At 67.5% G+C, this 26925-nt stretch carries 24 protein-coding genes; 18 read left to right on the top strand and 6 right to left on the bottom strand.

Going from position 1 to position 26925, the window contains the following annotated elements; translation table 11 throughout:
- The 3 genes from VF649_RS03720 to VF649_RS03710 form a co-directional block, all read left to right on the top strand.
- The coding region (locus VF649_RS03720; RefSeq protein ID WP_331010612.1) for a DNA topoisomerase at window positions 1-1545 on the top strand (1545 nt) is incomplete at its 5' end.
- Window positions 1546-1591: 46 nt separating this feature from the next.
- Window positions 1592-1819 carry an AbrB/MazE/SpoVT family DNA-binding domain-containing protein gene (locus VF649_RS03715; RefSeq protein ID WP_331010611.1) on the top strand — a complete coding sequence of 76 codons (228 nt, stop codon included), beginning with the start codon at window positions 1592-1594 and terminating at the stop codon, window positions 1817-1819.
- Between the two features lie 7 nt (window positions 1820-1826).
- Window positions 1827-2210 (top strand): type II toxin-antitoxin system death-on-curing family toxin, encoded by a 384-nt coding sequence (locus tag VF649_RS03710; RefSeq protein WP_331010610.1) that lies wholly within the window; start codon window positions 1827-1829, stop codon window positions 2208-2210.
- 2 nt (window positions 2211-2212) lie between these two features.
- Here the strand turns inward: VF649_RS03710 and VF649_RS03705 are convergent, their stop codons facing one another.
- The 4 genes from VF649_RS03705 to coaBC all read right to left on the bottom strand — a co-directional run bounded on the left by VF649_RS03705 (window position 2213) and on the right by coaBC (window position 5083).
- On the bottom strand, window positions 2213-2581 hold the full coding sequence (locus VF649_RS03705) for a DsrE family protein (protein WP_331010609.1): 369 nt from the start codon (window positions 2579-2581) through the stop codon (window positions 2213-2215).
- A complete protein-coding gene (locus VF649_RS03700; RefSeq protein ID WP_331010608.1) occupies window positions 2563-3309 on the bottom strand; it encodes a HesA/MoeB/ThiF family protein in 747 nt (248 codons plus the stop codon). The genes VF649_RS03705 and VF649_RS03700 overlap by 19 nt, the downstream gene beginning before the upstream one ends.
- A gap of 137 nt (window positions 3310-3446) precedes the next feature.
- Window positions 3447-3908, bottom strand: coding sequence for a dUTP diphosphatase (dut, locus tag VF649_RS03695; protein WP_331010607.1), 462 nt, complete (start codon window positions 3906-3908; stop codon window positions 3447-3449).
- Entirely contained in the window at window positions 3905-5083 is a 1179-nt protein-coding gene (gene coaBC / locus VF649_RS03690) for a bifunctional phosphopantothenoylcysteine decarboxylase/phosphopantothenate--cysteine ligase CoaBC (protein WP_331010606.1), read from the bottom strand. Before coaBC ends, dut begins: the two co-directional genes overlap by 4 nt.
- Before the next feature lie 116 nt (window positions 5084-5199).
- On the opposite strand from coaBC, the gene VF649_RS03685 reads away from it, so the two are divergent.
- From VF649_RS03685 to VF649_RS03655, 7 genes are all read left to right on the top strand, one after another.
- Window positions 5200-6090, top strand: a complete 891-nt coding sequence (locus VF649_RS03685; RefSeq protein ID WP_331010605.1) for a bestrophin family protein — start codon at window positions 5200-5202, stop codon at window positions 6088-6090.
- A 117-nt stretch (window positions 6091-6207) separates the two neighbouring features.
- A complete protein-coding gene (locus VF649_RS03680) occupies window positions 6208-8952 on the top strand; it encodes a TonB-dependent receptor (RefSeq protein WP_331010614.1) in 2745 nt (914 codons plus the stop codon).
- Complete coding sequence (locus VF649_RS03675; protein WP_331010604.1) at window positions 8952-9989, top strand: phytase; 1038 nt, start codon at window positions 8952-8954, stop codon at window positions 9987-9989. Before VF649_RS03680 ends, VF649_RS03675 begins: the two co-directional genes overlap by 1 nt.
- A gap of 112 nt (window positions 9990-10101) precedes the next feature.
- Window positions 10102-11607 carry an MFS transporter gene (locus tag VF649_RS03670; protein ID WP_331010603.1) on the top strand — a complete coding sequence of 502 codons (1506 nt, stop codon included), beginning with the start codon at window positions 10102-10104 and terminating at the stop codon, window positions 11605-11607.
- Window positions 11608-11628: 21 nt separating this feature from the next.
- Complete coding sequence (locus VF649_RS03665) at window positions 11629-13203, top strand: aldehyde dehydrogenase (NADP(+)) (protein WP_331010602.1); 1575 nt, start codon at window positions 11629-11631, stop codon at window positions 13201-13203.
- A 44-nt stretch (window positions 13204-13247) separates the two neighbouring features.
- The gene (araD1, locus tag VF649_RS03660) at window positions 13248-14231 is read left to right on the top strand and encodes an AraD1 family protein (protein ID WP_331010601.1); all 984 of its coding nucleotides are present in this window, start codon (window positions 13248-13250) and stop codon (window positions 14229-14231) included.
- 1 nt (window position 14232) lies between these two features.
- The gene (locus VF649_RS03655) at window positions 14233-15156 is read left to right on the top strand and encodes a Gfo/Idh/MocA family oxidoreductase (RefSeq protein WP_331010600.1); all 924 of its coding nucleotides are present in this window, start codon (window positions 14233-14235) and stop codon (window positions 15154-15156) included.
- Between the two features lie 88 nt (window positions 15157-15244).
- On the opposite strand, the gene VF649_RS03650 is transcribed toward VF649_RS03655, so the two are convergent.
- On the bottom strand, window positions 15245-16810 hold the full coding sequence (locus tag VF649_RS03650; RefSeq protein ID WP_331010599.1) for an alpha-N-arabinofuranosidase: 1566 nt from the start codon (window positions 16808-16810) through the stop codon (window positions 15245-15247).
- 97 nt (window positions 16811-16907) lie between these two features.
- Between VF649_RS03650 and VF649_RS03645 the strand changes: the two genes are divergently transcribed.
- The 8 genes from VF649_RS03645 (at window position 16908) to VF649_RS03610 (ending at window position 25218) form a co-directional block, all read left to right on the top strand.
- On the top strand, window positions 16908-17828 hold the full coding sequence (locus VF649_RS03645) for a 2-dehydro-3-deoxygalactonokinase (RefSeq protein WP_331010598.1): 921 nt from the start codon (window positions 16908-16910) through the stop codon (window positions 17826-17828).
- 17 nt (window positions 17829-17845) lie between these two features.
- A complete protein-coding gene (locus VF649_RS03640; protein WP_331010613.1) occupies window positions 17846-18481 on the top strand; it encodes a 2-dehydro-3-deoxy-6-phosphogalactonate aldolase in 636 nt (211 codons plus the stop codon).
- An 86-nt stretch (window positions 18482-18567) separates the two neighbouring features.
- Window positions 18568-19638 (top strand): LacI family DNA-binding transcriptional regulator, encoded by a 1071-nt coding sequence (locus VF649_RS03635; RefSeq protein ID WP_331010597.1) that lies wholly within the window; start codon window positions 18568-18570, stop codon window positions 19636-19638.
- Window positions 19639-19713: 75 nt separating this feature from the next.
- The gene (locus VF649_RS03630) at window positions 19714-20874 is read left to right on the top strand and encodes a fumarylacetoacetate hydrolase family protein (RefSeq protein ID WP_331010596.1); all 1161 of its coding nucleotides are present in this window, start codon (window positions 19714-19716) and stop codon (window positions 20872-20874) included.
- A gap of 8 nt (window positions 20875-20882) precedes the next feature.
- A complete protein-coding gene (locus VF649_RS03625) occupies window positions 20883-21674 on the top strand; it encodes an SDR family oxidoreductase (RefSeq protein WP_331010595.1) in 792 nt (263 codons plus the stop codon).
- Window positions 21674-22612: an SMP-30/gluconolactonase/LRE family protein gene (locus VF649_RS03620; protein WP_331010594.1), complete on the top strand. Its 939-nt coding sequence runs from the start codon at window positions 21674-21676 to the stop codon at window positions 22610-22612. Before VF649_RS03625 ends, VF649_RS03620 begins: the two co-directional genes overlap by 1 nt.
- The gene (xylE, locus tag VF649_RS03615; protein ID WP_331010593.1) at window positions 22590-24014 is read left to right on the top strand and encodes a D-xylose transporter XylE; all 1425 of its coding nucleotides are present in this window, start codon (window positions 22590-22592) and stop codon (window positions 24012-24014) included. Before VF649_RS03620 ends, xylE begins: the two co-directional genes overlap by 23 nt.
- A gap of 217 nt (window positions 24015-24231) precedes the next feature.
- The gene (locus tag VF649_RS03610) at window positions 24232-25218 is read left to right on the top strand and encodes a PAS domain-containing protein (RefSeq protein WP_331010592.1); all 987 of its coding nucleotides are present in this window, start codon (window positions 24232-24234) and stop codon (window positions 25216-25218) included.
- 9 nt (window positions 25219-25227) lie between these two features.
- Here the strand turns inward: VF649_RS03610 and VF649_RS03605 are convergent, their stop codons facing one another.
- Window positions 25228-26820 carry a Na+/H+ antiporter gene (locus VF649_RS03605; RefSeq protein ID WP_331010591.1) on the bottom strand — a complete coding sequence of 531 codons (1593 nt, stop codon included), beginning with the start codon at window positions 26818-26820 and terminating at the stop codon, window positions 25228-25230.
- Window positions 26821-26925: the final 105 nt, after the last annotated feature.

Here is a 26925-nt window from a genome sequence, read left to right as displayed (position 1 = left end):
GACAAGGCCGGCTCTGGCGACCATGCGCGTCTCTACGACCTCGTCTGGAAGCGCGCGATGGCCAGCCAGATGGCGTCCGCCCGGCTGGAGCGGACGACGATCGAGCTGCTCGACGGCACAGGCCAGCACGGCCTGCGCGCGACCGGCCAGGTGGTGCTGTTCCCCGGATATCTCGCGCTGTACGAGGAAGGCCGCGACGATGCCGAGGACGAGGAAAGCCGCCGTCTGCCGCGGATGCAGGCGGGCGACGGCCCGGCGCGCAAGTCGGTCAGCGCCGAGCAGCATTTCACGCAGCCGCCGCCGCGCTATTCCGAAGCGAGCCTGGTCAAGAAGATGGAGGAACTGGGCATCGGGCGGCCATCGACCTATGCGTCGGTGCTGCAGGTGTTGAAGGACCGGGATTATGTCGCGGTCGAGAAGAACCGATTCACGCCCAACGAGAGCGGGCGGCTGGTGACGGCGTTCCTGGAACGGTTTTTCGAGCGCTATGTCAGTTATGATTTCACCGCCGGGCTGGAGAACAGCCTGGACGATGTGTCGGGTGGACGGGCGCAGTGGCAGGCGGTGCTGGATGCGTTCTGGCGCGATTTCAAGCCGAAGACGGCCGAGGTGATGGAGCAGAAGCCGTCCGAGGTGACGGCGGAGCTGGACCAGTTCCTGGGGTCCTATCTGTTCCCGGAGAAGGAGGATGGCAGCGATCCGCGGGCATGCCCCGCATGCGGCGATGGCAAGCTGGCGCTGCGTGGCGGGAAGTTCGGGGCGTTCGTCGCCTGTTCCAACTATCCCGAGTGCAAATATACGCGGCGGTTCGCGCAGGCGGGCGGAGCCGAGGCGGGCGCGGATACCGGGCCGGTCGCGCTGGGCATCGATCCGGAGACGCAGCTGGAGGTCAGCCGGCGGACCGGGCGGTTCGGGCCCTATGTCCAGCTGGGCGACGAGAAGGATGCCAAGCGCGCGTCGATCCCGAAGGATTTCGGGGCTGAGGTGGACCTGGAAGGGGCACTGAAGCTGCTGTCGCTGCCGCGGACGGTGGGCGCGCATCCGGAGACGGGCAAGGACATCACCGCGTCAATCGGGCGATATGGACCCTATTTGTTGCATGACGGCAAATATGCGCGGTTGCAGACCACCGCCGACGTATTCGAAACCGGGATGAATGCCGCCGTCGTCAAGCTGGCGGAAGCCGCGGCAGGCGGCGGGCGCGGACGCGGCGCGGCAAAGGAGCCGCTGGCGGCATTTGGCGACAGTCCGGTGACGGGCAAGCCGGTCAAGCTGATGGAAGGGCGGTTCGGCCCCTATGTCACCGATGGCGAAACCAACGCCACGCTGCCGAAGACCGCCGATCCGGCGACAATGACGGCCGACGAGGCGCTGGCGCTGCTGGCGGAACGTGCCGCGAAGGGGCCGGCCAAGGGCAAGAAGAAGCCGGCGGCGAAGAAGGCCGCACCGAAGAAGGCGGCAGCGGAGAAGGCCGCAACGAAGCCGGCGGCGGCGAAGAAGGCACCGGCGCGGAAGCCGGCCGCGAAGAAGGCGGCGGCGGAGTGATTGCGGAGGGCTTGTTCCGATTGCCGAGCACTGTTATAACTGCTGTATGAACAAGCCCGTCAAACTCGTCGCCGTCGGTAATTCCACCGGAGTCATTCTCCCGAAGGAGGTCCTTGCCAAGTTGCAGGTGGCGCAGGGCGACACGCTTAGCGTTACGGCGACGCAGGACGCGATCGAACTGCGGCGGCATGAAGCGGATTTCGAGGAGCAGATGGAGGTCGCGCGCGAGGTGATGCATCGCCGGCGTGCGGCCTTGCGCGAACTCGCCAAGTAAGCCGAACATGACGTGGAAATGGGTGAGTGCGCGTGCGGCGCTGGCAGCGCATGAGGCGCAATTGGCCGCGCATGGCGGTGGACAGGGCGTGCGCGACGCTGGACTGGTCGAGAGCGCGATGGCGCGACCGGAGAATCTTGCGGTTTACGGCGAACCGGATGCGGCCGATCTAGCTGCGGCCTATGCTTATGGTATTGCGCGCAACCACCCATTCGTCGACGGGAATAAGCGGACGGCGGCGGTGGTGAGCGAAACCTTCCTGGTTCTCAACGGTCTTGCGCTGAGTGCGACGGACGCCGAGGTCGTGGTGGCGTTCCTGGCGCTGGCCGCCGGCGAGTTGACCGAGGCGGAGTTGGCGGACTGGTTTCGGACGCGGATCGTGGCGGGCTGAGGTCAGACGACGAGCAGGCGGTCGTCGCCGAGATCCGTGAGGACGCTGACCATGCCGGCAAATTCGGTGGCGGGATCATAGTCGCGGGGTTCCGCGCCGGTGAGGTGCAGGCCGGACTGGCAGAGGATGAAGCGGACGCCGAGATCGCGCGCGTCGCGATATTGCGCCCGAAGCGTGGGCAGGCCGGCGTTGGCACAGGCGTCATCCTCCCACCCCACGATCGGCTCGCGCAGGATCGATACCGATTCCCCTTGCAGGAAGATGCGGGCGCGAGCGCCGAGCGCGGCGGTCGCGCTGGCGAGCGAGAGTGCCGTGCGGAAGCGTTCGGACGACACATCCGCGACGACGATGGTCAGGCCGCGCATCGGCATGCGGGATCCTTTGCGATCGTGATGGTGCGAAAGCGGAAGGCGAGCGCATCGACCAGCAGCAGCTTGCCGGCGGTGTCGTCGCCGAACGGTACGATCTGGCGGATCGCCTCGATCGCGGCGAGGCTGCCGAGGACGCCGGTGAGCGCGCCGAGCACGCCCTGATCCGCGCAGGAGGCATCGCCGCGATCGGGATCGTCACCCACCAGGCAGCGGTAGCAGGGCTTGTCAGCCTCCCAGCCGCGATAGACGGCGATCTGGCCTTCGAACTGGCCGACCGCGGCGGACACCAGCGGGCGGTGGCGGGCGAGCGCGGCATCGGCCACCATCAGACGGGTAGCGAAATTGTCGGATCCATCGACGATCACGCCGGCATCACCCGCGAAGCTGTCGAAGTTGTTTGCACCAAGCCGTTGTTCAAGCGGGCAAAATCGGACGTCCGGGTTGAGACGGGCGACGGCATCGCCAGCAGCGGCGACCTTTGCGCGGCCGATATCGGCGGTGGCGAACAGATATTGGCGCTGGAGGTTGGACAGCGCGACATGATCGTCATCGATCACCGTCAACCGGCCGATGCCGGCGGCGGCAAGCCCCTGGATCAGCGGTGATCCAATTCCGCCGGCGCCGACGATCGCGACATGCGCATCCAGCAGGCGTTGCTGCCCGCCGCCGCCGATTTCGCGCAGCACGATGTGGCGGGCATAGCGTTCAAGCTGTGCGTCAGTCAGCATGGTGACAGGTTTCTTGAGCCGGTTGGAGGGTTTGGACCAGTTCGAACCGAACGGGGAAGGGGGATGATATCGCTATTTCCGTTCGCTTCGAGCTTGTCGAGAAGGCGTAGCTTCACGTCGAAGCGACTGTGCGGGCATCAAACGCCCGTGGAGCCGAAGCCGCCCGTGGAGCCGAAGCCGCCGCTGCCGCGCGTGGTTTCATCGAGTTCGGCGACCTCGATCAGGGTGGCGCGCTGGACCGGGGCGGGAACAAGTTGCGCGATGCGGTCGCCACGCGCGATCACGAAGGAATCCGACCCGAGATTGGCGAGGATGATCCGCATTTCACCGCGATAGTCCGCGTCGATCGTACCGGGGGAGTTGAGGCAGGTGACGCCGTGCTTCAGCGCGAGGCCCGAACGCGGCCGGACCTGCACCTCATATCCGTCGGGAATGGCGATGGCGAAACCGGTGGGAACAGCGGCGCGGCCGCCAGGCGGGATGGTCAGATCCTCCGCCGCGACGACATCGAGCCCCGCGGCCTGTGCGGTGGCATAGGCGGGCAGGGGGAGGCCGGCACCGTGCGACAGGCGCAGCAGGCGAATGCGGATGTCGGTCATGCCAAAGCCTCCACGATATGATCGGCAAGCCGTTCGGCGACCGCGGTTTTCGACATCGGATCCCAGCTTTCGATGCCATGGGCGCTGATCAGGTGAATATGATTCCGGTCGCCGCCCATCACATCACCGGATACGTCGTTCGCGATGATCCAGTCGCATCCCTTGCGCGCGCGCTTGGCGGTGGCATGGCTGATCACATCCTCGGTTTCCGCGGCAAACCCGACCAGCAGGCGGGGGCGGCGGGGGCCGTTGGCGAGCGTCGCGAGAATGTCCGGATTTTCCTGGAGGACGAGCGCGGGCGTACCGTCGCGCGTCTTCTTGATCTTTTGCGTGAGTGGGGCGACGTGCCAGTCGGCGACGGCGGCGACCAGGATCGCGGCATCGGCGGGGAGAGCGGCGTCGACCGCCGCCGCCATGTCGCGTGCGGTTTCGACATCGATCCGGTCGACCCCGGGCGGTGTCGGCAATGCGACCGGGCCGGCGACCAGCGTGACGCGCGCGCCGCGGTCCGCGAGCGCGGCGGCGATCGCAAACCCCTGTTTGCCCGACGAGCGGTTGGCGATGTAGCGGACCGGATCGATCGGTTCATGGGTCGGCCCGGCGGTGACCAGCAGATGGCGGCCGGCCAGCGGTTGCGCAATCGTAAAGTGGCCGGCGAGGGCGGCGGCTATCGCATCCACCGCCGGCAGACGACCGGGGCCATATTCGCCACAAGCCATCGCACCATCGTCCGGATCGAGAACAATGATGCCATCCGTCCGCAGCGTGGCGATGTTCCGGCGCGTCGCGGGGTGCAGCCACATGCGGACGTTCATCGCGGGGGCGACCAGCACCGGTTTGTCGGTGGCGAGCAGCAGGGTGGTGGCGAGATCATCGGCCAGCCCGGCCGCCATGCGCGCGAGCAGATCGGCGGTGGCGGGAACGACGACGATCAGATCGGCCTGACGGCTGAGCTGGATATGGCCCATTTCGGCCTCGTCCAGATCCCACAGGCTGGTGTGGACCGGTTGTTCGGACAAGGCGGCCAGCGTCATCGCGGTAACGAACCGGGCGCCGCCATCGGTCAGGACGCAGGTGACGGTGGCGCCCGCATGGCGGAGCGTGCGGACAAGGTCACACGCCTTGTAGGCAGCGATACCACCACCGACGATCAGCAGGATGCGCTTGCCCGTCATCATCGCCGCGTCATGGCCGCTGCCGCGCGCGAAGTCGAGAGGGCGGCACCGATGAAGGGTGACAGCGTTGCCGCGTTCGCGGCATAGGCACGGATCATCGAAAGGGAACGGCGACCATGATCATTCCGGATACACCGCGGCTGACCCGGATCGTGCAGGAGGTCTGGCGCCCCCTGCTGGGGCTGTTCATCTGGGATGTGGCGGTGACGCTCGTCTATTATGTGCTGCCGTTCAAGGCGCCGTCGCTGCCGCTGACGCTGTTCGGATCGGCGCTGGCGCTGTTCCTGGGGTTTCGCGACAGCAGCGCCTATCAACGCTGGTGGGAGGGGCGCACCCTGTGGGGCGCGATGATCAACGCGTCGCGCAGCCTGGCGCGCGCGGCCAACGCCTTTCTGGACGATGATCGACCCGGCGTGATCGACCTGAAGCGGACGATCGTGCTGCGGCAGATTGCCTATGTCCATGCGCTGCGCTGCCGGCTGCGCCAGCAGGACCCCGCCCCGGACGTGTTGCGGCTGTTGTCGGCGGACGAGGCAGAGGAAGGACTAGGCCGGCAGAACCCGCCCAACGGCCTGCTGGATGGGACCGCCCGGCGGATCGCGGAGGCGCAGCGCCGCGGGCATCTGGATACGATCCAGCAGGCGCAGCTGGAACAGGTATTGATCGACATCGCCAATGCGCAGGGCGGCATGGAGCGGCTGAAGAATACCCCGCTGCCGAGCCAGTACCGCTTCTTTCCGGCGCTGTTCACCCGGCTGTTCTGCGTGCTGTTGCCGATCGGGCTGGTCGAGACGCTGGGCCTGGCGACACCCGTCGGGTCGACGGTCGCGGGGTTGATGTTCCTGGCGATCCTGCAGATCGGTGACGACCTGGTCGATCCGTTCGCCAACGACGTGCACGACGTGCCCCTGGCCGCGATGTGCCGGACGATCGAAATCGACCTGCTGGAAGCAATCGGCGATTCGCCGCCGTCGCCGCTGGAGCCGGTCAAGGGGATCCTCTGGTAACCGGATCGTAACGCAGATGTAACTGTTCGGTCATGTTCCGGCCATGGCGCTGTCATGGTGCAACCCTAGTCGATCCCCGACAGACGCCACCGTCTGAGGGGAAATCACATCGTGTCCATGCTGTTCAACCGGCGCTCCGCCGGTGCCCGGTCGCTGCGCATCATCCTGGCGGCGGGAACCGCGCTGATCGCCGTCGCGCCGGCATGGGCGGCGGACACCGCGCCGGCCGCGGCGGTGGACGACGACGGGTCGGAAATCGTGATCCTCGGCAGCCGCCCGATCGCGGAGTCGCAGGCCGCGGCGCTGGCGATCCAGAAGGCGTCGCCAGCGCTGGTGAGCGTCGTGGCATCCGACGCGGTGGGGCGGTTGCCGGACCAGAATATCGCACAGGCGGTCAGCCGCCTGCCTGGCGTGGCGGTGCAGCGCGATCAGGGCCAGGCGCGCTATATCAACCTGCGCGGCGCGCCGATCAACTGGACGACATTGTCGTTCGACGGGATCAACGTGGTGAGCCCTGAGGGCCGCGACGCGCGGTTCGATTCGATCCCGTCGGCGATCGCCGCGCAGATCGTGGTGCGCAAGGCGGTGACGCCCGACATGACCGGCGAGACGATCGCCGGCAATGTCGACATCGTCACCCGGTCGGCATTCGATTACAAAGGCTTCCATGTCGCGGGCAAGGCCGGCGCCGGCTATGTCGCGCTGGGCGACACCGTGGAATATGATAGCTCGGTCGTACTCGCCAACCGGTTCGACACCGGGATCGGCGAGTTCGGCGTACTGGTGTCCGGCAGCTATTATCAGCGCGGGATGGTGACCGACAATTTCGAGACGGATTGGGAAACCGTATCGCAGGATCGGCGGCCGGGCGCCGCCGACCGGGTGTGGGCGCGCGAAACCGAAAACAAGCTTTATCGCCTGACACGGCGCAACTATTCGGCATCGGCCAAGCTGGAATGGAAGCCGGACGGGGACAATCGCTTCTTCCTGTCATCCATCTATTCCGCATTCACCGACCATGAATTGCGATCCAACTACATCTTCGACCTGGACGATCAGCAGGCACGCGTGCCGACCGCGACGACGGCATGCCCGACCAGCGGCCCCGCGGCACCGGCGGCGGGCAGCACGGGCTATGCCGACATCTGCACCGGGAATACGCCCTATCAGGGCACGGTGTACGGCATCGACATCAATTCGCGGTTCAACGTCCGCAAGTTCAAGCAGTCGATTTTCACCAACACGATCGGCGGGGATCATGCCTTCGATCGCCTGAAGCTGCGGTGGCGCGCCAATTACACGCGGTCGGTCGACGACCGGTCGGTGCCGGCGCAGCTGAACTATGACAGCCCGAGCGCGGCCCGCGACCGGCCGACGGTCGCCTATGACCTGACCGACCCGGACTTGGCGAAGGTGCAGCTGTTCCGCACGGTCGTGAACGCCAACGGCACCTATGGCGCCGGCGCGGCAGTGCGGCAGATCGAGGATTTCCCCCGCACGCTGTCGGCGCTGACGTCATTGCAGGCGGAGGACGTGACCCGCGCCTATACCGGCAAGATCGACCTGTCCTATGCCAGCGACCTGTTCGGGGGTGAGACGGTGTTGTCGCTGGGCGGGCAATATGATCGCCGGACCAAGGAGGCGAACGAACTGCTGCTGACGCTGAACAGTGCGCAGCAGTTTGCGACGGCCGGCATCGACCGGGACTTTTCCGCGATCGCCATTTCCGGTCCGTTCCGCGGCAAGATCCCGCTGGGCTACGACTTCCGCTATTTCGGCGAGGAGCGGGTGGAAGATCTGGTGGCGAAGGCGCGTGCGATCGGGACCTTCGTTCCGCAGACCGGGAACTTCTACAAGGTACGCGAGGAAGTGTTCGCCGGCTACGCGATGGCGCTGACCAAGTTCGATTGGGGCAACATCGTCGGCGGCGCACGGATCGAGCATATCCGCAACGACAGTGCCGCCACGCCGACGATCGGAGCCACGGTGACGCGGGTCGACATCGCGAGCAGCCGGACGCTGGTCTATCCCAGCCTGCATTTCAATTTTGACCTGGATCGGTCGAAGAAGCTGCGGTTGTCGTTCAACACCGGCGCGGCACGGCCCGATTATGACGATCTGCGCCCCAATTTCACGGTGAACGACGCCAATCAGACCGTGTCGGGCGGCAACCCGGAAGCGAAGCCGGAGAAGGCGCGCGGCGTCGACCTGTATTTCGAATGGTATGTCCAGCCGCAGGGGTTCGTATCGATCGGCACCTTCTACAAGGACGTGCGTGACGTGCTGTTCAACGACACGCGCACCTTCGGGCTTGATGTGCTGAACACCGGTGGCGTCAACCGGTCGCAATATGCGCTGTCGACGATCATCAACGGCGGCGACGGCTATATCTACGGCGTGGAAGGTGCGTTCCAGCAGCAGCTGGACCCGTTCGTCGGCGATCTGGGCTTGCCGGACTGGATGGGCGGGTTCGGCATCCAGGCCAACGCGACCTACAACAAGAGCAATGCGAACACACCGGACGGCAGCAAGGTGCGGTTTCCGGGCACGTCCAAATTCTCGTATAACCTGAGCGGATATTACGAGAAACACGGATTTTCGGCGCGGGTCAGCTATCAGAAGCGGACGCCCTGGATCGACGCGCTGGGCGCGGTGGGCGACGGCGGCAATCAATATTGGGACACCGACGACGAGCTGGATGCGTCGGCGCGCTATGCCCTGACCCCCAATGTCGAGATCTATGTCGACGGGGCGAACCTGCTCAACGGCCCGGGGCGACGCTATGCGGGGATCAGCGCGCGGACGATCGAACATGAGACGTTCGGCCGGCGGTACACCGGTGGTGTCCGGGTGAACTTCTGATGCGGGCGGTGGTGCTCTGCCTTACGGTGCTCTGCGGATGTGTCAGCGCGCCGGCCGAGATGCCGCCCGCGACCGCGGTGGTGCAGGCGGTGGCGGAGACCGATCCGGTCGGCAGCGGCGACGATGCGGCCGACGATCCGGCGATCTGGCGCAACCCGGTCGATCCGGCGCGCAGCCTGATCGTCGCGACCGACAAGCGCGCGGGGCTCCACCTGTATGACCTGGCCGGCAAACGACTGGATTTCAGCGCGTCGCCGCGGCTGAACAATGTCGACCTGCGGAGCGGCGTGCGGATCGGTGGGGTGTCGGGCGTGCTGATCGCGGCCAGCGACCGGGCCGATGTCACCCAGGCGAAGATGGCGCTGTTCCGGCTGGACACCGCCGCGCGCCGGCTGGTGCCGCTGGCGTCCGTGGCGGTCGGCCCGGGGGAAGCCTATGGCATGTGCCTGTGGCAGCGGAAGCGCGATGGCGCGCTGTTCGGGTTCGTGGTGATGAAGGATGGCCGCATCGACCAGATGGCGTTCGACCTGAGCGGCGCGGTGCCGAGTGCGCGACGGGTGCGGAGCCTGAAGCTGGGGACGCAATCCGAAGGCTGCGTCGCCGACGATCGCACCGGGCAGCTCTATGTATCCGAAGAGGATGTCGGATTGTGGCGGTTCGATGCCGATCCCGGCGCGCCGACGACGCCCCGCTCGGTGGCCAAGGTCGACACCGCCCAGTTGTTCGCCGATGCCGAGGGGATGGCACTGGCCCCCGCGGGGCGCGCGGGCGGGTATCTGGTGGTATCGAGCCAGGGCGACAGCAGCTATGCCCTGTACCGGTTGCCGGACATGCGGTTTGCCGGACGGTTCCGGATCGGCGACGGCACCGTCGATGGAACATCGGAAACCGACGGGATCGATGTGATCCTGGGCGATTTCGGCCCGGCCTATCCCGGCGGGCTGATGGTGGCGCAGGACGGCGACAACGCTCCGGCCACGCAGAACTTCAAGCTGGTCGCCTGGAGCGCGGTGCGGCGCGCCGTCGGGCTGCGGTAGCGCGTCTTTGATGCGGAACGCCGTCATCCGCGACTTGTGGGCGCGCGGGCGGCGCGGCATAGCCGGCCCCTGAAAAGGGAGACGGCATGAAACCTTCAAAAGTCCGGGCGCCGTGGGCGAAGTGATCGCGGATCGCCGCCGCCGTGGTGCCGTCTTCGCGCTGGGGTGCCTGCTGCTGACGGCGGGAGTCTGGCTGCATCTGGCGATGTTCCTGCCCGAACTGGCCGCCGGGCGGCGGTTGATGGCGATGGCGTTCGACGGTGCGATGCGGGCGGGCATGGCCCTGATCGCGGTCGGCACGCTGCTGGCGGCGGGGTCGTTGTGGCAGCCGGCGGGAACGGCGGCGGTGGATGTGCGGGTGGTGCCGCCGCTACGGCTGACGGCGCGGCACTGGACGTTGATCGCGGTGCTGGTGGCGGTGCTGGTGATCGACACGATGAAGCCGGCGACCCTGGGTTTCGTGGTGCCGGGGATGGTGGCTGAATATGGCCTGCCGCGCGCCACGATCGCCTGGCTACCGTTCGCGGCGCTGACCGGTACGGCGGTGGGATCGCTGCTATGGGGATGGTTTGCGGATCATCAGGGGCGCCGCGCGGCGATCCTGCTGTCGACGCTGCTGTTCGTCGGCACGTCGGTCTGCGGCGCGATGCCGACGCTCGGCTGGAACATCGCGATGTGTTTCGTGATGGGGGCGTCGGCAGGCGGGCTGTTGCCGGTCGCCTATGCGCTGCTGACCGAATTGCTGCCGATCCGGCGGCGCGGATTCTTCCTGGTCCTGGTCGGCGGGCTGGGTTCGGCGGGCGGATTCTTCGCGGCGAGCGGCCTTGCGTCGGTGCTGGAGCCGATCTTCGGATGGCGGATGCTGTGGCTGATCGGGTTGCCGACCGGCCTGTTCGTGCTGGCGTGCAGTTTCCGCCTGCCGGAATCGCCCTATCACCTGATCGCGCAGGGGCGGACGGCGGCGGCACGCGCCAGCCTGGCGCGCTATGGCGGGGCGTTGACGGTGGAGGCCGCCGCACCGGACCGTGGCCGGCGCGACGGCGGGTTCGGGCGGCATGCTTTGCCGATCCTGGTCGCGACGGGGCTGATCTGGGGCCTCGTCAATTTCGGGTTCCTGCTTTGGTTGCCGGCGATGCTGGCGGCATCGGGGCTGGCGGTCGGCGCATCGGGGCAGTTGCTGGCCAGCGCGGCGTTCGTGGCGTTCCTGACGATCCTGCCCGCGACGATCCTGTACGAGCGGATCGGCGGCGCCCGCGCGGTGATGGCGGCGATGGCGCTGACGCTGGCCGGGCTGCTGCTGGTCGCGGTCGCGGGGTGGGTCGCGGGCGGGGCGTTGCTGGTGCTGGTCGGCGTGAACGCGGCGATCGCCATGCTGTTGCCGTTCGCGGCCGAAAGCAGCACGGCGGCGATGCGCGGGCGCGCGACCGGACTGGTGGCGGGCGCCAGCAAGGCGGGCGGGATCGCGGCGCAGGCGGCGGCGCTGTCGGGGTTCGTGCCCGATCCGCGCGGGGCGGCGCTGACGCTGGCGGTGCCGCTGATCCTGTTGCTGGCGGTGATGCTGCATGCGCGGTTCACCTTGCACGCGGCGGGGCCAGCCGCTAACCGCTTGTCCGAGTAATCAGACGAAGCGGGAACGAACATGATCAACGGCAAGATCCTTCTGGGCGGTTCCGAGCGTGACGGCGGGGAGCAGTTCGCCGCGGTCGATCCGTCGAGCGGCGCCACGCTGGACCCGATGTTCGCCGAGGCCGGCGCGGCCGAGGTCGATGCCGCATGCGCGCTGGCGGCGGCGGCGTATTCCAGCTTTTCGGAAACCGATCTGGACACGCGCGCGGCGTTCCTGGAGGCGATCGCCGATGCGATCGTGGCGATCGGCGACGACCTGATCGTGCGGGCGATGGCCGAAAGCGGCTTGCCGCGCGCGCGCCTGGAGGGAGAGCGCGGGCGGACCGTGGGGCAGCTGAAGCTGTTCGCAAGCGTGGTGCGCGCCGGCGACTTCCTGGATGTGACGATCGATCCCGCCTTGCCCGATCGGGCGCCGTTGCCACGGCCCGACATGCGCCGCCGCAATGTGGCGCTCGGCCCGGTCGCGGTGTTCGGCGCGAGCAATTTCCCGCTTGCCTTCTCGGTTGCGGGTGGCGACACCGCGTCGGCATTCGCCGCAGGTTGCCCGGTGGTGGTGAAGGGGCATCCCGCGCATCCGGGCACGGGCGAACTGGTCGGGCGCGCGATCCAGGCGGCGGTGAAATCCTGTGGCCTGCACGAAGGCGTGTTCTCCCTGCTGCCGGGTACGAGCAATGCGCTGGGCGGCGGGCTGGTGGCCGATGCGCGGATCAAGGCGGTGGGCTTCACCGGATCGCGGGGCGGCGGGCTGGCGCTGGTCAAGATCGCGGCGGGCCGCGACGAGCCGATTCCGGTCTATGCCGAAATGAGCAGCATCAACCCGGTGATCCTGTTGCCGGAAGCGCTCAGGACGCGCGGGGCGGCGCTGGCGCCCGCATTCGTGCAGTCGCTGACCATGGGCGCGGGGCAGTTCTGCACCAATCCCGGCGTCGTCCTGGCGATTGCCGGAGCGGAACTGGACGCGTTTGCCGAGGCCGCCGCGGCGGCGTTGACCGAGGCGAAGCCGGTGCAGATGCTGACGCCCGGCATCCATGCGAGTTTCGAGCAGGGCGTGGCCGCATTGGAAAGCCACGCCGCGGTGACGACGATCGCGCGCGGATGCGTCGGCGACGGGGTCAACCAGGCGCGGGGTGCGATTTTCCGCACGGATGCGCAGAGCTTCCTGGGCGATGCGGTACTGGCGCATGAGGTGTTCGGATCGTCTTCGATCATCGTCGCGTGCCGTGATGCCGACGAGATCGCTGCCGTCCTGACCGCGCTGGAAGGGCAGCTGACCGCGACGCTGCACCATGATGCCGGCGATGCCGACATGGCGGCGCGCCTGATGCCGGTGCTGGCGCAAAAGGTGGGACGGATCCTGGCCAATGGCTGGCCGACCGGCGTGGAGGTGGCGCATGCGATGGTGCATGGCGGCCCGTTCCCGGCGACGTCGGACGGGCGGACCACGTCGGTCGGCACACTGGCGATCGAACGCTTCCTGCGGCCGGTCTGTTATCAGTCGATCCCAGACTCGTTGCTGCCGCCCGTCCTGCGCGACGCCAATCCGTGGCAGGTGACACGGCGGATCGACGGTGTGGTGACGCCGGCCTGATCCGCCGCGCCGACACGAAAACATCAGGAAGAGGAATAGGTCCGATGCGTCTGTCGCTCGTTCAATATCGGGATGCGGATGGTGTCCGCGGCGTCGCGGCCATTCGTGAAGATGGGCAGGCGCGGATGGTGCCCGGCGCGGTGTCCGTCCGCGCGCTGGCGCTGGATGCGATGGCGGCGGGGCGCGGCCTGGCCGACGCCGTCGCGGCCGCCGGCGACGGCGCGATCATCGATCTGGATGCAGTGACGCTGTTGCCGCCGATCGATCATGACGATCCCGCGCATCTGGCGATGACCGGGACCGGCCTGACGCACCTGGGATCGGCCGAGGGGCGCGACAAGATGCACCGCGCCGCCAAGGTGGATGCCGCACCGACCGATTCGATGAAGATGTTCCTGATGGGTGTCGAGGGCGGCAAGCCGGCGGACGGCAGCGAAGGCGTGCAGCCGGAATGGTTCTACAAGGGTGACGGCAGTTGCCTGGTGGCGCCGGGCGCGCCGTTGCTGTCGCCATCGTTCGCGCTGGACGCCGGCGAGGAACCGGAAATCGCCGGTATCTACCTGATCGACGCCGCAGGTGTTCCGGTGCGCCTGGGTTTTGCGCTGGCGAACGAGTTTTCCGATCATGTGACGGAGCGTGGCAATTATCTGTGGCTGGCGCATTCGAAGCTGCGCCCGGCAGCGCTGGGCCCGGAATTGCTGGTCGGGGATCTTCCGGACGATGTGCGCGGTACCAGCCGGATCCTGCGCGACGGCGCCGTGATCTGGGAAAAGCCGTTCCTGTCGGGTGAGGCGAACATGTCGCACAGCATCGCCAACCTGGAACATCATCATTTCAAATATGGATTGTTTCGCCGGCCCGGTGATGTCCATGTTCATTTCTATGGCACGGCGACCCTGTCGTTCAGCGAAGGCGTGCAGACGCAGGCAGGCGACGTGTTCGAGATATCGGCCGCGCCGTTCACGCGGCCGGTGCTAAACCCGATCGCCGTGGCGGAACCCACGCCGGTCCAGATCAAGGTACTCTGAAATGGCTGTCAGGATCGCGATCGTCGGACTGGGCAAGATCGCCCAGGACCAGCATGTGCCGGTCATCACGGCATCGCCCGCTTATGAACTGGTCGCGATCGCCAGCCGGAGCGCCGGGCTGCCCGACATGCCGCATTATCATGATATCGACGCGATGCTGGCCGGGGATGTCGCGATCGACGCGGTCGCGCTCTGCCAACCGCCGCAGGCGCGTTATGATGCGGCGCGGGCCGCGATCCTGGCGGGCAAGCATGTGTTTCTGGAAAAACCGCCGGGCGCGACGCTGAGCGAGGTCGAGGCGCTGGCGGAACTGGCGCGGGCGCACGGCGTGACGCTGTTTGCGAGCTGGCATTCGCGCTATGCGTCGGGCGTCGAGACCGCGAAGGGCTGGATCGCCGAGCGCGCGATCCGATCCGTCACGATCGATTGGAAGGAAGATGTGCGGGTATGGCATCCTGGCCAGAAATGGATCTGGGAAGCCGGCGGCCTGGGTGTGTTCGATCCGGGGATCAACGCCCTGTCGATCATGACCCATATCCTGCCGCGTCCGTTCTTCCTGCTGGACGGGACGCTGTCCTTTCCGTCGAACTGTCAGGCGGCGATCGCGGCGGACCTGTCGTTCCGCGACGAGGCAGGCGTGCCGATCAACGCGGCATTCGATTTCCGTCAGACCGGGCCGCAGACCTGGGACATCCGGGTCGACACCGACGACGGCGAACTGGTGTTGTCGAAGGGCGGGAGCGTGCTGACGATCGCCGGGGTGTTGCAGGATACGGCGCCCGAAGCGGAATATCGCGGACTTTATGATCGCTTTGCCACGCTGATCGCGGACGGCGCCAGCGATGTCGATGTCGCCCCGCTGCGCCATGTGGCCGACGCCTATCTGCGCGGTGCGCGGGTGATGGTGGAGCCGTTCGAGGACTGAGGGGTAGCGCCGCAGCCCGTCGTGCCGATGGCTTTGCGGTAGCTCAAACCCAAACCCCCTCCCAGGAAAGGAGGGGGTTTTTTCTGCGTCAGTTGAGGTCGAGCATCACGACCGACATCGGCGGGAGCGTGGCCGACAGCGTGTCGCCGGCGACCTGTGCGCCGGTGAAGGCGACGGGACGGACGACGTTCGGCTGCGCGACGGTGTTGATGCTGTTCATCGCGGGTGCGGTGAGCAGCCGGCCGGTGACGGCCGTGGCGGTCAACCCCGCCAGTTTCGCGGAGACGGTCGCGGCCTTGTTGGGATCCAGGTTGACCAACGCGACATGGACCTTGCCATCGGTGCCGCGCACGGCCGCGGCGCTGACCGCGGGCATGGTCCACTGGTTCTTGTTGTACCACGGTGATTTCAGGTCGATCGGCAGATAGGTCGCGTCCATGAACGGCTTGTAGAGATCGAAGGCATGATAGGTGGGCGTCAGCACCATCTTGTCGCCTTCGGTCAGGATCATTGCCTGCAGCACGTTCACCATCTGCGCGATGTTGGCCATTTTCACGCGATCGGCATGGCGCGCGAAAATGTTGATGTTGAGTGCCGCAACCAGCGCGTCGCGCAGCGAGTTCTGCTGTTGCAGGAAGCCCGGATTGCTGCCGGGCGTCGGGTCGTACCAAGTGCCCCATTCGTCGACCAGCAGCCACACGCGCTTCTGCGGATCATATTTGTCCATGATCGCGGAATGCCGCGTGATGAGGTCTTCCATCCGGAGCGTGTTCGACAGGATGTGTGCCCAGCCGTCTTCGTCGAAATCGGTGGCCGAGCCCTTGTTCTTCCAGCCTGCGCCGAAGGTGTAATAGTGCAGCGCCAGGCCGTCGACGCGTTCGGCGGCCTGGCGCATCATCACCTCGGTCCAGTTATAGTCGTCGACATTGGCGCCGCTGGCGATCTTCAGGATGCGGGTGCCGGCCGGCGCCTTGATGAAGGTGGCGTACCGGCGGGTGAGATCGGCGGCATATTCGGGCCGCATTTCGCCACCGCAGCCCCAAAGCTCGTTACCCACGCCGAAATAGGGCACCTTCCACGGCGCCTTGTGGCCGTTCTTCGCGCGCTCGTCGGCCAGCGTGCCGGCGGGGGCGGTCATATATTCCACGAACTCGGCCATTTCCTGGGGCGTGCCGTTGCCGACGTTACCGGCGATATACGGTTCGGCTCCGATCTGTTCGGCCAGGTCCATGAACTCATGCACGCCGACGGTGTTGGGTTCGGTGACGCCGCCCCAATGGGTATTGATCTTCACCGGGCGCTTGGCGCGGGGGCCGATGCCTTCGCGCCAATGATATTCGTCGGCGAAGCAACCGCCGGGCCAGCGCACCACCGGAACCTGCAACGCGCGCAGGGCGCCGACGACGTCCTTGCGGAAACCGCGCACGTTCGGGATCTTCGACGATTCGCCGACCCACAGGCCGCCATAGATGCCGGTGCCGAGATGTTCGGCGAACTGTCCGAACATCTGGCGATTGATCTTCGCACCCGGACGATCGGCATGGACCGTCAGGGTCGCATCGACGGCAGGGCCCTGGGCGATGGCCGATGCGGGCAGGGTGGCGAGCAGCCAGGCGGTGGCCAAGGTCCGCAGTCCGGATCGATGCGCGTTCATGATATCGTCTCCCCCCGGCGCTTCGGCCGATGCTTCTTGTCCGACAATTACCTATGGAATAACAGAGGCCGGATCAAGCCGCTGGAGGAGACGGACGATGGAAGACCGAGCGGCATGGGGGCCGGACGACCAGATCCATGGCGATTGGGGCACGACGCGGCTGCGCCTGTTCCGCGTGCGCGGCGGAGCGGTGATCGATCAATTGGACGGACCGGGGATCGGGACGCTGACCGGCAGCCCGTCCGACGCGCTGATGACGACGCTGGCGCCGTGGCGCGCGCTGGGTCTGCGCGACACGCACGTTCTGCTGTGCGGAATGGTGGGATCGCGCAACGGGCTGGCGGAGGTCGGTTACGTGGAATGCCCGGTGGATGTCGCGGGCTGGCGGGCCGAGATGGCAACGGTGGTGGCCGGCGATCTGTCCGTCTGGATCGCGCCGGGGCTGGCCTGTACCCGCGTGAACGGCGCACCCGACGTCATGCGCGGCGAGGAAACGCAGATTTTCGGCGCGATGGCGCTGGCGCCAGCGCTGGCGACGAGGCGGCACGCTATCGCGCTGCCGGGTACGCATGGCAAATGGGCGCTGGTGGAGGCGGGACGGGTGATCCGGTTCCAGACATTCCTGACCGGCGAACTGTTCGCGTTGCTGCGCGACCGGTCCACGCTGACGCGTGCCGGTGCGGATGCGGGCGACGGCGAGGCCGGGTTCGCCGCCGGGCTGGCGCGGTCAGACGCCGGCGGCATGCTCGGCGCGCTGTTCGAAGCACGCAGTGCGCAGCTGCGGCTGGGCCGGTCGCGCGGCTGGGCCATCGGGTTCCTGTCGGGATTGGCAATCGGCCATGAAGTACGGGAAGCGCTGGTGACGATTCCGGATGTCGACAGCCTGACCTTGGTCGGAGATCCGGTGCTGGCCGGACTGTATGTCCAGGCGCTGGCGCGGCACGACCGCGTCGCGCACCTATGTGATGGATCGGCGGCGGCGCTGGCCGGGCTGCGATTGCTGGCGGAGGCAGGATGATGACGGACATGAACGGAATGACGGTGGACAGCGTGCTGGCGCAGGGTGCGCCGCCGGTGGTGGCGATCTTGCGCGGGGTGCGGCCGGACGAGGCGGTGGCGGTCGCCGGCGCGCTGGTGGAGGCGGGCATCCTGCTGATCGAAGTGCCGCTGAATTCTCCCGATCCGTTCGACAGCATCCGTGCGATCCAGGCCGCCCATGGCGGACGCGCGCTGATCGGCGCGGGAACGGTGCTGACCACCGAAGCGGCGAGCGCATTGGCCGCGACCGGCGCACGGCTGATGGTGACGCCCAACACCGACACCGTGGTGATCGCGCATGCGGTGGCGGCAGGGCTGGAGGTGATGCCCGGCTTCACGACGCCCAGCGAGGCCTTCGCGGCGATCGCGGCGGGCGCGCGGCGATTGAAGCTGTTCCCGGCGACGGCGTTTGGCCCGGCTTACCTGAAGGCGGTCGGCGAGGTGTTGCCCAAGCATGTCCGGCTGTGGGCGGTGGGCGGCACGGGCGCCGACAATATCGGGGCATGGCTGACCGGTGGGGCCGAAGGCATCGGCGTCGGCGGCGCCCTGTTCCGGCCCGGCGACAGCGTGGCGGCCGTGGCGGACAAGGCGCGCGCGCTGGTGGCCGCGTGGAAAGCGGCCGTCGCGGGATAAGCGGAAGCGACCGTTTCGTTCGTCCATGATCGTTGCGGCGATGATTGCAGGGCCGCTGGTTTGAAGGCATTCGGGTATCAGGCCGGATGAGGACCATGCGATTGGCGGAGCGGAGCGTACGGCGTGGCGGCGGCAAGGCGACGATCGCGGACGTGGCCCGGATCGCCGGCGTTTCCGCCATGACGGTATCGCGGGTCATCAACGACGGCGGCAATGTTCGCCCGGCGACGCGCAGCAAGGTGGCCGACGCGATCCGGGCGCTGAATTACGCGCCGAACCATGCCGCGCGCACGCTGGCGAGTGCCGAGACGATGCGGATCGGGCTGCTCTATAACAACCCCAGTTCCAGCTATCTGGGCGAGTTGCTGATCGGTGCGCTGATGCAGACCGGGCGGCTGGGATCGCAGCTGGTGCTGGAGCAGTGCGGGGACGAGGCCGGAGCGGCAGGCGCCGTCCGCAAGCTGCAGCGTGCCGGCGTGGACGGGATCCTGATCCCGCCGCCGCTATGCGATTCGGCGGACCTGTGCGCGTTGCTGGACGTGGCGGACATGCCGTTCGTCCTGATCGCGTCGGGACGGCCGGGCGCGGGGCGAGCGGCGATCCGCATCGACGATCACGCGGCGGCACGGCAGATGACGGCGCATCTGATCGCGCTGGGGCATCGCCGGATCGCGTTCGTGCGCGGTCATCCCAACCAGACCGCCAGCGCCGAGCGCGAGCGTGGCTATTGCAGCGCGATGGCGGCCGCGGCGCTGCCGATCGACCCGGCGTGGATCGAACAGGGTTATTTCACCTATCAATCGGGCGTGGAGGCGGCGGCGCGGATCCTGGCGCTGAGCGATCGGCCGACCGCGATCTTCGCCAGCAACGACGACATGGCGGCGGGCGTGTCTGCGATGGCGCACCGCCTGCACCTGGACGTGCCCCGCGACCTGGCGGTGGCGGGGTTCGACGATACGCAGCTGGCGACCGCGATTTTTCCGGAATTGACGACGATCCGCCAGCCGATCGCGCAGATGGCGCGGCGCGCCGTCGATCTGCTGTGCGATCGCATCCGCGGGGTTCGCGCGGACGTGCCGACACCGGTAGCGATGGAAAGCATCGGGTTCGAGCTGATCGAGCGCGGGTCGAGCGTGGCGGATCGCGCGAACGCCTGATCCACGCCCTTGACAAACGCCGGGGCAGGCAGTCTGTTAGCGCTATCATAATGGAAGAGTGGGAGAGACGGAGGCATGACCTTCGACCTGATCGAGACCGGGCTGCCGGCCGACTGGCGCGATGCGGTGCTGGTCGGGCGGATCGACCAGGGCGCCGGACCGATCCCGGTGCTGGTGCGCGGCGGGGTCGCCCATGACGTATCCCGGACGGCGCCGACGGTCGCCGACCTGCTGGCCCGTACGGATCTCCTGACGCTGACCGGCCGCGATCTGGGGCCGTTGGACATGCTGACGCTGGCGCCGCAGGGCCACGGCGCGGCGGGGCCCACGCTGCTGGCGCCGATCGACCTGCAATGCGTGAAGGCGGCGGGCGTGACCTTTGCGGTGTCCGCACTGGAACGCGTGATCGAGGAACGCGCGCGGGGCGATGCGGATGCCGCGCTGACGTTCCGGTCCAGGCTGGAAGCGAGCATGGGCGGGGACATCCGCGCGGTGAAGCCGGGGTCGGCGGAGGCCGGCGCGCTGAAAGCCGCGTTGATCGCGGAAGGCAGCTGGTCGCAATATCTGGAGGTCGCGATCGGCCCGGACGCGGAAATCTTCACCAAGGCGCCGGTGCTGTCGTCGGTCGGATGGGGCGCGGACATCGGCGTGCGATCCGATTCGACCTGGAACAATCCGGAGCCGGAGATCGTGATCGTGGTCGATCCCGCCGGACGCGCGGTGGGGGCGACACTGGGCAACGACGTCAACCTGCGCGATTTCGAGGGACGTTCCGCGTTGTTGCTGGGCAAGGCGAAGGACAATAATGCGTCCTGCGCGATCGGGCCGTTCATCCGGCTGTTCGATGACCGGTTCACGATGGACGATGTCCGCAGCGCCGTGATCGACCTGACCATCGACGGGCCGGAGGGCTATGTTCTGACCGGATCGAGTTCGATGGACCAGATCAGCCGCGATCCCGCCGATCTGGTGGCGCAGGCGTTGTCGGAACATCAATATCCCGACGGATTCGTGTTGTTCCTGGGTACGATGTTCGCGCCGGTGCAGGACCGCGATGTGGCGGGACGCGGTTTCACGCACCGCGAGGGTGACGTGGTGCGGATCGCGACGCCGGCGCTGGGCATGTTGGTCAACCGTGTGACGACCGCGAAGGCGGCGCCGCCATGGACGTTCGGGATATCGGCATTGATCCGCAACCTGGCCGGCCGCGGCCTGTTGCCGGCGGCGGCGGAGTGAGGGCCATCATGACGAGCGAACCGAAGACGCTGGATGCGGCGATGCGGGCTTCCTATCCCAGCCTGCGCGACAAGCGTGTCCTGGTAACAGGCGGCGGATCCGGGATCGGCGAAGGATTGACCGAAGCGTTCGTGCGGCAGGGCGCGCGGGTCGCGTTCCTGGACATTGCGGCCGATGCGTCGGAGGCGCTGGTCGCGCGGCTGAGTGATGCGGAGCACCCGCCGCGGTTTCGGCCGTGCGACCTGCGCGATCTCGCCGCCCTGCGCAGCACGATCGCGGGGATCGAGGCGGATTTCGGCGGGATCGATATCCTGATCAACAATGCCGCGAACGACGATCGCCACGCGATCGCGGACGTGACGCCGGAGTATTGGGACGAGCGGATCGCCGTCAACCTGCGCCATCTGTTCTTCTGCGCGCAGGCGGTGGTGCCGGCGATGCAGCGCGCGGGCGGCGGCGTGATTTTGAATTTCGGATCGATCAGCTGGCATCTCGCGCTGCCCGATATCGTGCTGTACCAGACCGCGAAGGCAGGAATCGAGGGCATGACGCGTGCGATGGCGCGCGACCTGGGCGGGGCGAACATCCGCGTCAACACGATCGTGCCGGGCGGCGTCCGCACGCCGCGGCAGGACGCATTGTGGCACGATGCGGAGGAGGAAGCCCGCATCCTTGCGAACCAGTGTCTGAAGGCGCGGGTGATGCCGGCCGACGTCGCCGCACTGACCCTGTTCCTCGCTTCGGATGATGCGCGTATGTGTACTGCGCATGATTATTTCGTGGATGCGGGATGGCGATGATGACGGACGGTATGACGGCGGAGCCTGTTTGGGACGTCGGTGCGGAACTGGGCGAAGGTCCCGTGTGGGTCGAACGCGACCGCGCCTTGTGGTTCACGGATATCAAGCGGCGCAAGCTGCACCGGTTCGATCCCGCCACCGGTGGGCAGTTGAGCTGGGACGCGCCGGACATGCCGGGTTTCTGCCTGCCCGCGGCGGATGGCGGATTCGTGGTCGGCCTGTCGGATGGGCTGCACCGGTTCGATCCGGGAACGGGCGCGTTCGCGCCGCTGGCCGAGGTGGAGCCGCATCTGCCCCGGAATCGGTTGAACGATGCGGTGGTCGACCCGGCCGGGCGTTTGTGGTTCGGGACGATGGATAATGGCGAGAGCGATGCCAGCGGCGCGCTGTACCGCCTGCATGCCGATGGGGTGCCGCGCGTGATGGGCGGGCAGTGCACGATCACCAATGGCCCCGCGGTCAGCCCCGACGGGCGCATCCTGTACCATGTCGACACACTGGGCCGCACGATCCACGCGTTCGACCTGGACGAGGCGGGCCGGTTGAGCGGGCAGCGTGTCTTCGCGACGATCGATCCGGCGGACGGCCATCCGGACGGGGTCAGCATGGATGCGGATGGGCACGTCTGGGTCGGGCTGTACGGCGGGTGGAGCGCGCGGCGCTATGCACCCGACGGGACGCTGGTGGACAGCGTTCGGTTCCCGGTCGCGAACGTGACGAAGGTGGCGTTCGGCGGGCCGGACCTGTGCACCGCCTTTGCCACCACGGCGCGCCAGGGCCTGGACGCGGAGGCGCTGGCGGCACAGCCGCTGGCCGGTGCGCTGTTCGCGTTTCCGGTCACGACGCCGGGGCTGGCCGGATGTGAGATCAAACAGGGATTGACGCGGGCACAAGATCCGCAATCGGGAGAGACGCGTGTCGACGAGGACAGACCATAACCAGGCGCTGCTGACGCGCCTGACGATCACGGCGGCGCTGGGCGGGTTGTTGTTCGGTTACGATACCGCCGTAATTTCCGGCGCAGTCGGGGCGATCAAGGCGAATTTCATCGCACCGCGCGGATTGAGCGAGGTGGCGGCATCCGGCCTGGCCGGGTGGACGATTTCGTGTGCGCTGCTGGGCTGCGCGGTGGGCGCCGGGATTGCCGGGTCGCTGTCGAACCGGATCGGACGGCGGGGCGGCATGCTGGTCGCCGCGGTCCTGTTCATCCTGTCGGCGGTCGGATCGGCCTTCCCCGAATTCGGGCATGGCGTGGTTGGCGGGATGGGGCCGGCGGCGCTGCCGTGGTTCATTTTCTACCGCCTGATCGGCGGGGTGGGCATCGGCCTCGCTTCCGTGCTGTCGCCGCTCTACATCGCGGAGATCGCGCCGGCCGACGTGCGCGGGCGGATGGTGACCTATCAACAGGTCGCGATCGTCAGCGGGATCACGCTGGTCTATTTCGTCAACTGGGCGATCGCGGCGCAGGGCGACGAGGTCTGGGTGCTGGCGGAGGGGTGGCGCTACATGCTGCTGTCGGGTGTCATTCCGGCGGCGTTGTTCTTCGTCCTGCTGTTCGGTGTACCGGATTCTCCGCGCTGGCTGGTGCTGAAGAACCGGGCGGAAGAAGCGCGTGCGGTGCTGACGCGCCTGACCACCGCCAGCGAAGCGGACGTGATCCTGCGCGAGATCGAGGGGACGCTGGTCGAGAAGACGCGTCCGCTGGGGTCCTATGGCTGGACGGTCATCGGTGTCGGGCTGGCGCTGTCGATCTTTCAGCAGTTCGTCGGCATCAATGCGGTGCTCTATTATGCGCCGCAGATGTTCCAGAATACCGGCGTGTCGGGCAATGTCGCATTGTTGCAGACGATCGTCGTCGGGCTGGTGATGACCGTCTTCACGCTGGTCGCGCTGGTGACCGTCGACAATTGGGGGCGCAAGCCGCTGTTGATGATCGGCGCGGTCGGGATGGCGGTATCGATGCTGGCGCTGGGCCTGCTGTTCGCCAGCGGATCGGTCGGGCAATGGGCGCTGGTGGCGGTGATGGTCTATATCGCCGCCTTCTCGCTCAGCTGGGGTCCGGTGGTGTGGGTGATGCTGGCCGAGATCTTTCCGAACGCGATCAAGGGCAAGGCGATGGCGATCGCGGTGGCGGCGCAGTGGATTTCCAACCTGTTCGTATCCGCGACGTTCGAGGTGATGGACGGATCGACCGCGCTGAACGCGTGGCTGAACCATGGCTTCGCCTATTTCGTCTATGCCGGGATGAGCGTGCTGGCGGCGATCTTCGTCTGGCGGTTCGTGCCGGAAACCAAAGGCCGGACGTTGGAGGCGATGGAGCAGCTCTGGCAACATCGCTGACGCGCGGCGGACCCGCCCGATGCGGCGCGGGGCGGGGGCAAGAGGGTGTTTCGGAACGCCGAACGACGATTGTCGTGAACCGACAGGAAGACGGGGCGTTCAAACCGCACATCCTCTCACAACCCGTTGAAAGTTCGCCGCGCTCGTGATCGACAAGGCCCGCCATGCATCCCGTCTGACAGGGGACAACCCCGCGGCGGCATCGGCAAGCGGGTTGGTGGATCGCAGCGCGCTGGCGCTGATCTCGGTCGAGCGCACGCGGATGCCGATGATCGTGTCGGACCCGTTGCAGCCCGATAACCCGATCGTGCTGGCGAACAGCGCGTTCCTGAAACTGACCGGCTATACCGCGGACGAGGTGGTCGGTCGCAACTGCCGCTTCCTGCAGGGGCCGCGGACCGACCCCGCCGCAATCCAGACGTTGCGCGACCGCCTGGCCGAGGGCGGCGACATCACGATCGAACTGTTGAATTACCGGAAGGACGGGACCGCATTCTGGAACGAGCTGCATATCAGCCCGATCCATGACGATGACGGGCAGCTAGTTTATCATTTCGCGTCGCAGATGGACGTGACCGACCGGCGGCAGGCGCAGGCGCTGGAACAGGTCGAACACCGGTTGTTGAAGGAAGTGGACCACCGCGCGAAGAACGCGCTGGCGCTGGTGCAGGGCATCGTCCGGCTGAGCCAGGCGGACGACTCCGCCAGCTATGCCCGTGCGGTGCAGGGGCGGGTGGATTCGCTGGCGCGTGCCCATGGCCTGCTGGCGGCGGGCGGATGGCAGGATGTCGACCTGGATACGATCGTGCGCGCGGAAATGGAGCCGTTCGGGCGAAAGCAGATCATGGCCGGCGGTGATCCGATCGCCATACCACCGGCGCAGGTGCAGCCGCTGGCGCTGGTCCTGCATGAGATGCTGTCGAATGCGGTGGTGCATGGATCGCTGTCGGCGCCCAATGGCCGCGTGGATATCCGGTGGTGGATGCCCGATGCGGAGTCGGTCACGATCGAGTGGATCGAGCGTGGCGGGCCGGTCGTCCATTCGGAGGTTGCGACCGGTTTCGGCTGGCGCATGGCCACCGGGATCGTGCGCAGCCAGCTGCGCGGTGCGGTGACCTTCGCACTGGAGCCGGAGGGGTTGCGCGCGACGCTGCGGCTGCGCCGGCGACTGACGCAGGTTGACGGGGCGATGGTCGCGCACTGACGGGCCGGATCAGCGCTGACGCGGGGCAGGCTGGCTGAGCGCGATCAGTTCGCGGCGGATCTGTTCTTCCTCAAGATCGAGTTCGGTCATCAGCCCCAGGGCCGCGTCGTCGTCATGATCCTGGCGCCGCGCCGCAAGCTTCGAACGTGCGGCCTCGACCGCCGTCAGGCGGAGGGTGAGCTGCGCGGCGGCGCGGTTCGCCTCCGGTTCGGCGCCGTCGTCGAGCCGTGCGGCCTGCTGCGCACGATCGCGGTAGTGGGCAACCAGTTCGGTGGCGGCGGGATCGCGATCATCGTCGACGGTCTGTTCCTCGACCGCGTTGAGCGCGGCTTCGGCGACATGGCGACGCAGGGTCACCTGACGCGGGTCGACCCCGTCATTGTCCGGGCGGGTGAGGCCGAGCCGGCGGATCAGCGGGCCGAGCGTGGTCCCCTGCACCACCAGCGTCGCCAGGATCGTGCAGAAGGCGAGGAAGATGATGATGTCGCGGCCTGGAAAGCGCATCGGCAGCGCCAGCGCGGCGGCCAGGCTGACCACGCCGCGCATACCCGCCCACGATATGACGACCAGATGGCTGGCAGGCGGGGCGGGATCGCGTTCGCGCAACCGCCGCGACAGCAGGCGCGGGATCCAGGTCATCGGCATGATCCAGGCGAAACGACTGAGGATCAGCGCCCCGGATGTCGCCAGCGCCAGCGTGGCGAGCTGCGCCGGAGCGTAGCTGGGCAGCCGATCGATGATCCCGCGCAGCTGCATCCCGATCAGCATGAACACCAGGCTGGTCAATGCGAATTCCAGAAAGCTCCAGACCGCACCGGACGCAAGGCGGGTATGCGCGGTGAACGCCTGATGCTGATGCGTGCCGAGCACCAGGCCACAGGCGACGACGCCCAGCACGCCCGACGCATGCACCGCCTCCGCCGCGAAATAGGCGGCGAAACCGGCCAGCACGCTGACCGTGATGTCGTGCAGGGTCTCGTCGATCCGCGAGAAGATCCACATCGCGAGCCGGCCAATGGCATAGCCGACCAGCGTGCCGCCGACCGCCGACAGCAGGAAGGCGAGCGCCCCCTCTTTCAGATCGAAGGTGCCGGCGATGGTCGCGCCGACCGCGAAGCGATAGAGGACGAGCGAGGCCGCGTCGTTGAGCAGGCTTTCCCCCTCCAGCACGGTCGCGATGCGTTTCGGCGGGCGCAGGTCGCGCAGCACCGCGGCGGCGGCGACCGCATCGGGCGGTGCGACGATCGCGCCCAGGGCAATGGCCGCACCCCAGGGCAGATCGGGGATCAGCCATTTGGCGACACACGCGACCACCGCGGCGGTAAACAGCACCGCGCCGGTCGCCAGCAGCAGGATCGGGCGGAGATTGGTGCGGAACGCGGGCCAATCCGTGCGATAGGCGCTGAGTTGCAGCAGCGGCGGCAGGAACAGCGCGAGCGCCAGTTCCGGTTCGAACGCGATGTGCGGAAGCCCCGGAAGGAAGGCGATCGCCATCCCGCCCAGCACCAGCGCCACCGCCAGCGGGACCCCGATGCGACGCGCAACCAGCGCCAGCGCGAGGCAGAACGCGAACAGCCCGAGCAGAAGCTCGAACGTCAGCACGGCGCGGCGCGGCGACAGTCGGGCAGGGACGGGAGCAGCATGGGCAGGAGACGCATCAGTCGTCGTTATGATCCCCGCGGATGGAACATTGCCCGGTGTCGCCCG

The sequence above is a fragment of the Sphingomonas sp. genome (genome assembly GCF_036387535.1).
Taxonomy (GTDB): domain Bacteria; phylum Pseudomonadota; class Alphaproteobacteria; order Sphingomonadales; family Sphingomonadaceae; genus Sphingomonas_R.
The sequence above is the reverse complement of the archived record's forward strand: the minus strand, read 5'-3'. Positions and strand labels throughout refer to the sequence as shown.

Coding starts and splice junctions, on each gene's coding strand:
- araD1 (WP_331010601.1), top strand. CDS start 13,248: ATGCGTCTGTCGCTCGTTCAATATCGGGATGCGGATGGTGTCCGCGGC.
- VF649_RS03700 (WP_331010608.1), bottom strand. CDS start 3,309: ATGCTGACTGACGCACAGCTTGAACGCTATGCCCGCCACATCGTGCTG.
- VF649_RS03710 (WP_331010610.1), top strand. CDS start 1,827: ATGACGTGGAAATGGGTGAGTGCGCGTGCGGCGCTGGCAGCGCATGAG.
- VF649_RS03715 (WP_331010611.1), top strand. CDS start 1,592: ATGAACAAGCCCGTCAAACTCGTCGCCGTCGGTAATTCCACCGGAGTC.
- VF649_RS03625 (WP_331010595.1), top strand. CDS start 20,883: ATGACGAGCGAACCGAAGACGCTGGATGCGGCGATGCGGGCTTCCTAT.
- VF649_RS03640 (WP_331010613.1), top strand. CDS start 17,846: ATGACGGTGGACAGCGTGCTGGCGCAGGGTGCGCCGCCGGTGGTGGCG.
- VF649_RS03655 (WP_331010600.1), top strand. CDS start 14,233: ATGGCTGTCAGGATCGCGATCGTCGGACTGGGCAAGATCGCCCAGGAC.
- VF649_RS03630 (WP_331010596.1), top strand. CDS start 19,714: ATGACCTTCGACCTGATCGAGACCGGGCTGCCGGCCGACTGGCGCGAT.
- VF649_RS03665 (WP_331010602.1), top strand. CDS start 11,629: ATGATCAACGGCAAGATCCTTCTGGGCGGTTCCGAGCGTGACGGCGGG.
- VF649_RS03650 (WP_331010599.1), bottom strand. CDS start 16,810: ATGAACGCGCATCGATCCGGACTGCGGACCTTGGCCACCGCCTGGCTG.
- dut (WP_331010607.1), bottom strand. CDS start 3,908: ATGACCGACATCCGCATTCGCCTGCTGCGCCTGTCGCACGGTGCCGGC.
- VF649_RS03675 (WP_331010604.1), top strand. CDS start 8,952: ATGCGGGCGGTGGTGCTCTGCCTTACGGTGCTCTGCGGATGTGTCAGC.
- VF649_RS03620 (WP_331010594.1), top strand. CDS start 21,674: ATGACGGACGGTATGACGGCGGAGCCTGTTTGGGACGTCGGTGCGGAA.
- VF649_RS03680 (WP_331010614.1), top strand. CDS start 6,208: ATGCTGTTCAACCGGCGCTCCGCCGGTGCCCGGTCGCTGCGCATCATC.
- VF649_RS03645 (WP_331010598.1), top strand. CDS start 16,908: ATGGAAGACCGAGCGGCATGGGGGCCGGACGACCAGATCCATGGCGAT.
- coaBC (WP_331010606.1), bottom strand. CDS start 5,083: ATGACGGGCAAGCGCATCCTGCTGATCGTCGGTGGTGGTATCGCTGCC.
- VF649_RS03685 (WP_331010605.1), top strand. CDS start 5,200: ATGATCATTCCGGATACACCGCGGCTGACCCGGATCGTGCAGGAGGTC.
- VF649_RS03705 (WP_331010609.1), bottom strand. CDS start 2,581: ATGCCGATGCGCGGCCTGACCATCGTCGTCGCGGATGTGTCGTCCGAA.
- VF649_RS03635 (WP_331010597.1), top strand. CDS start 18,568: ATGAGGACCATGCGATTGGCGGAGCGGAGCGTACGGCGTGGCGGCGGC.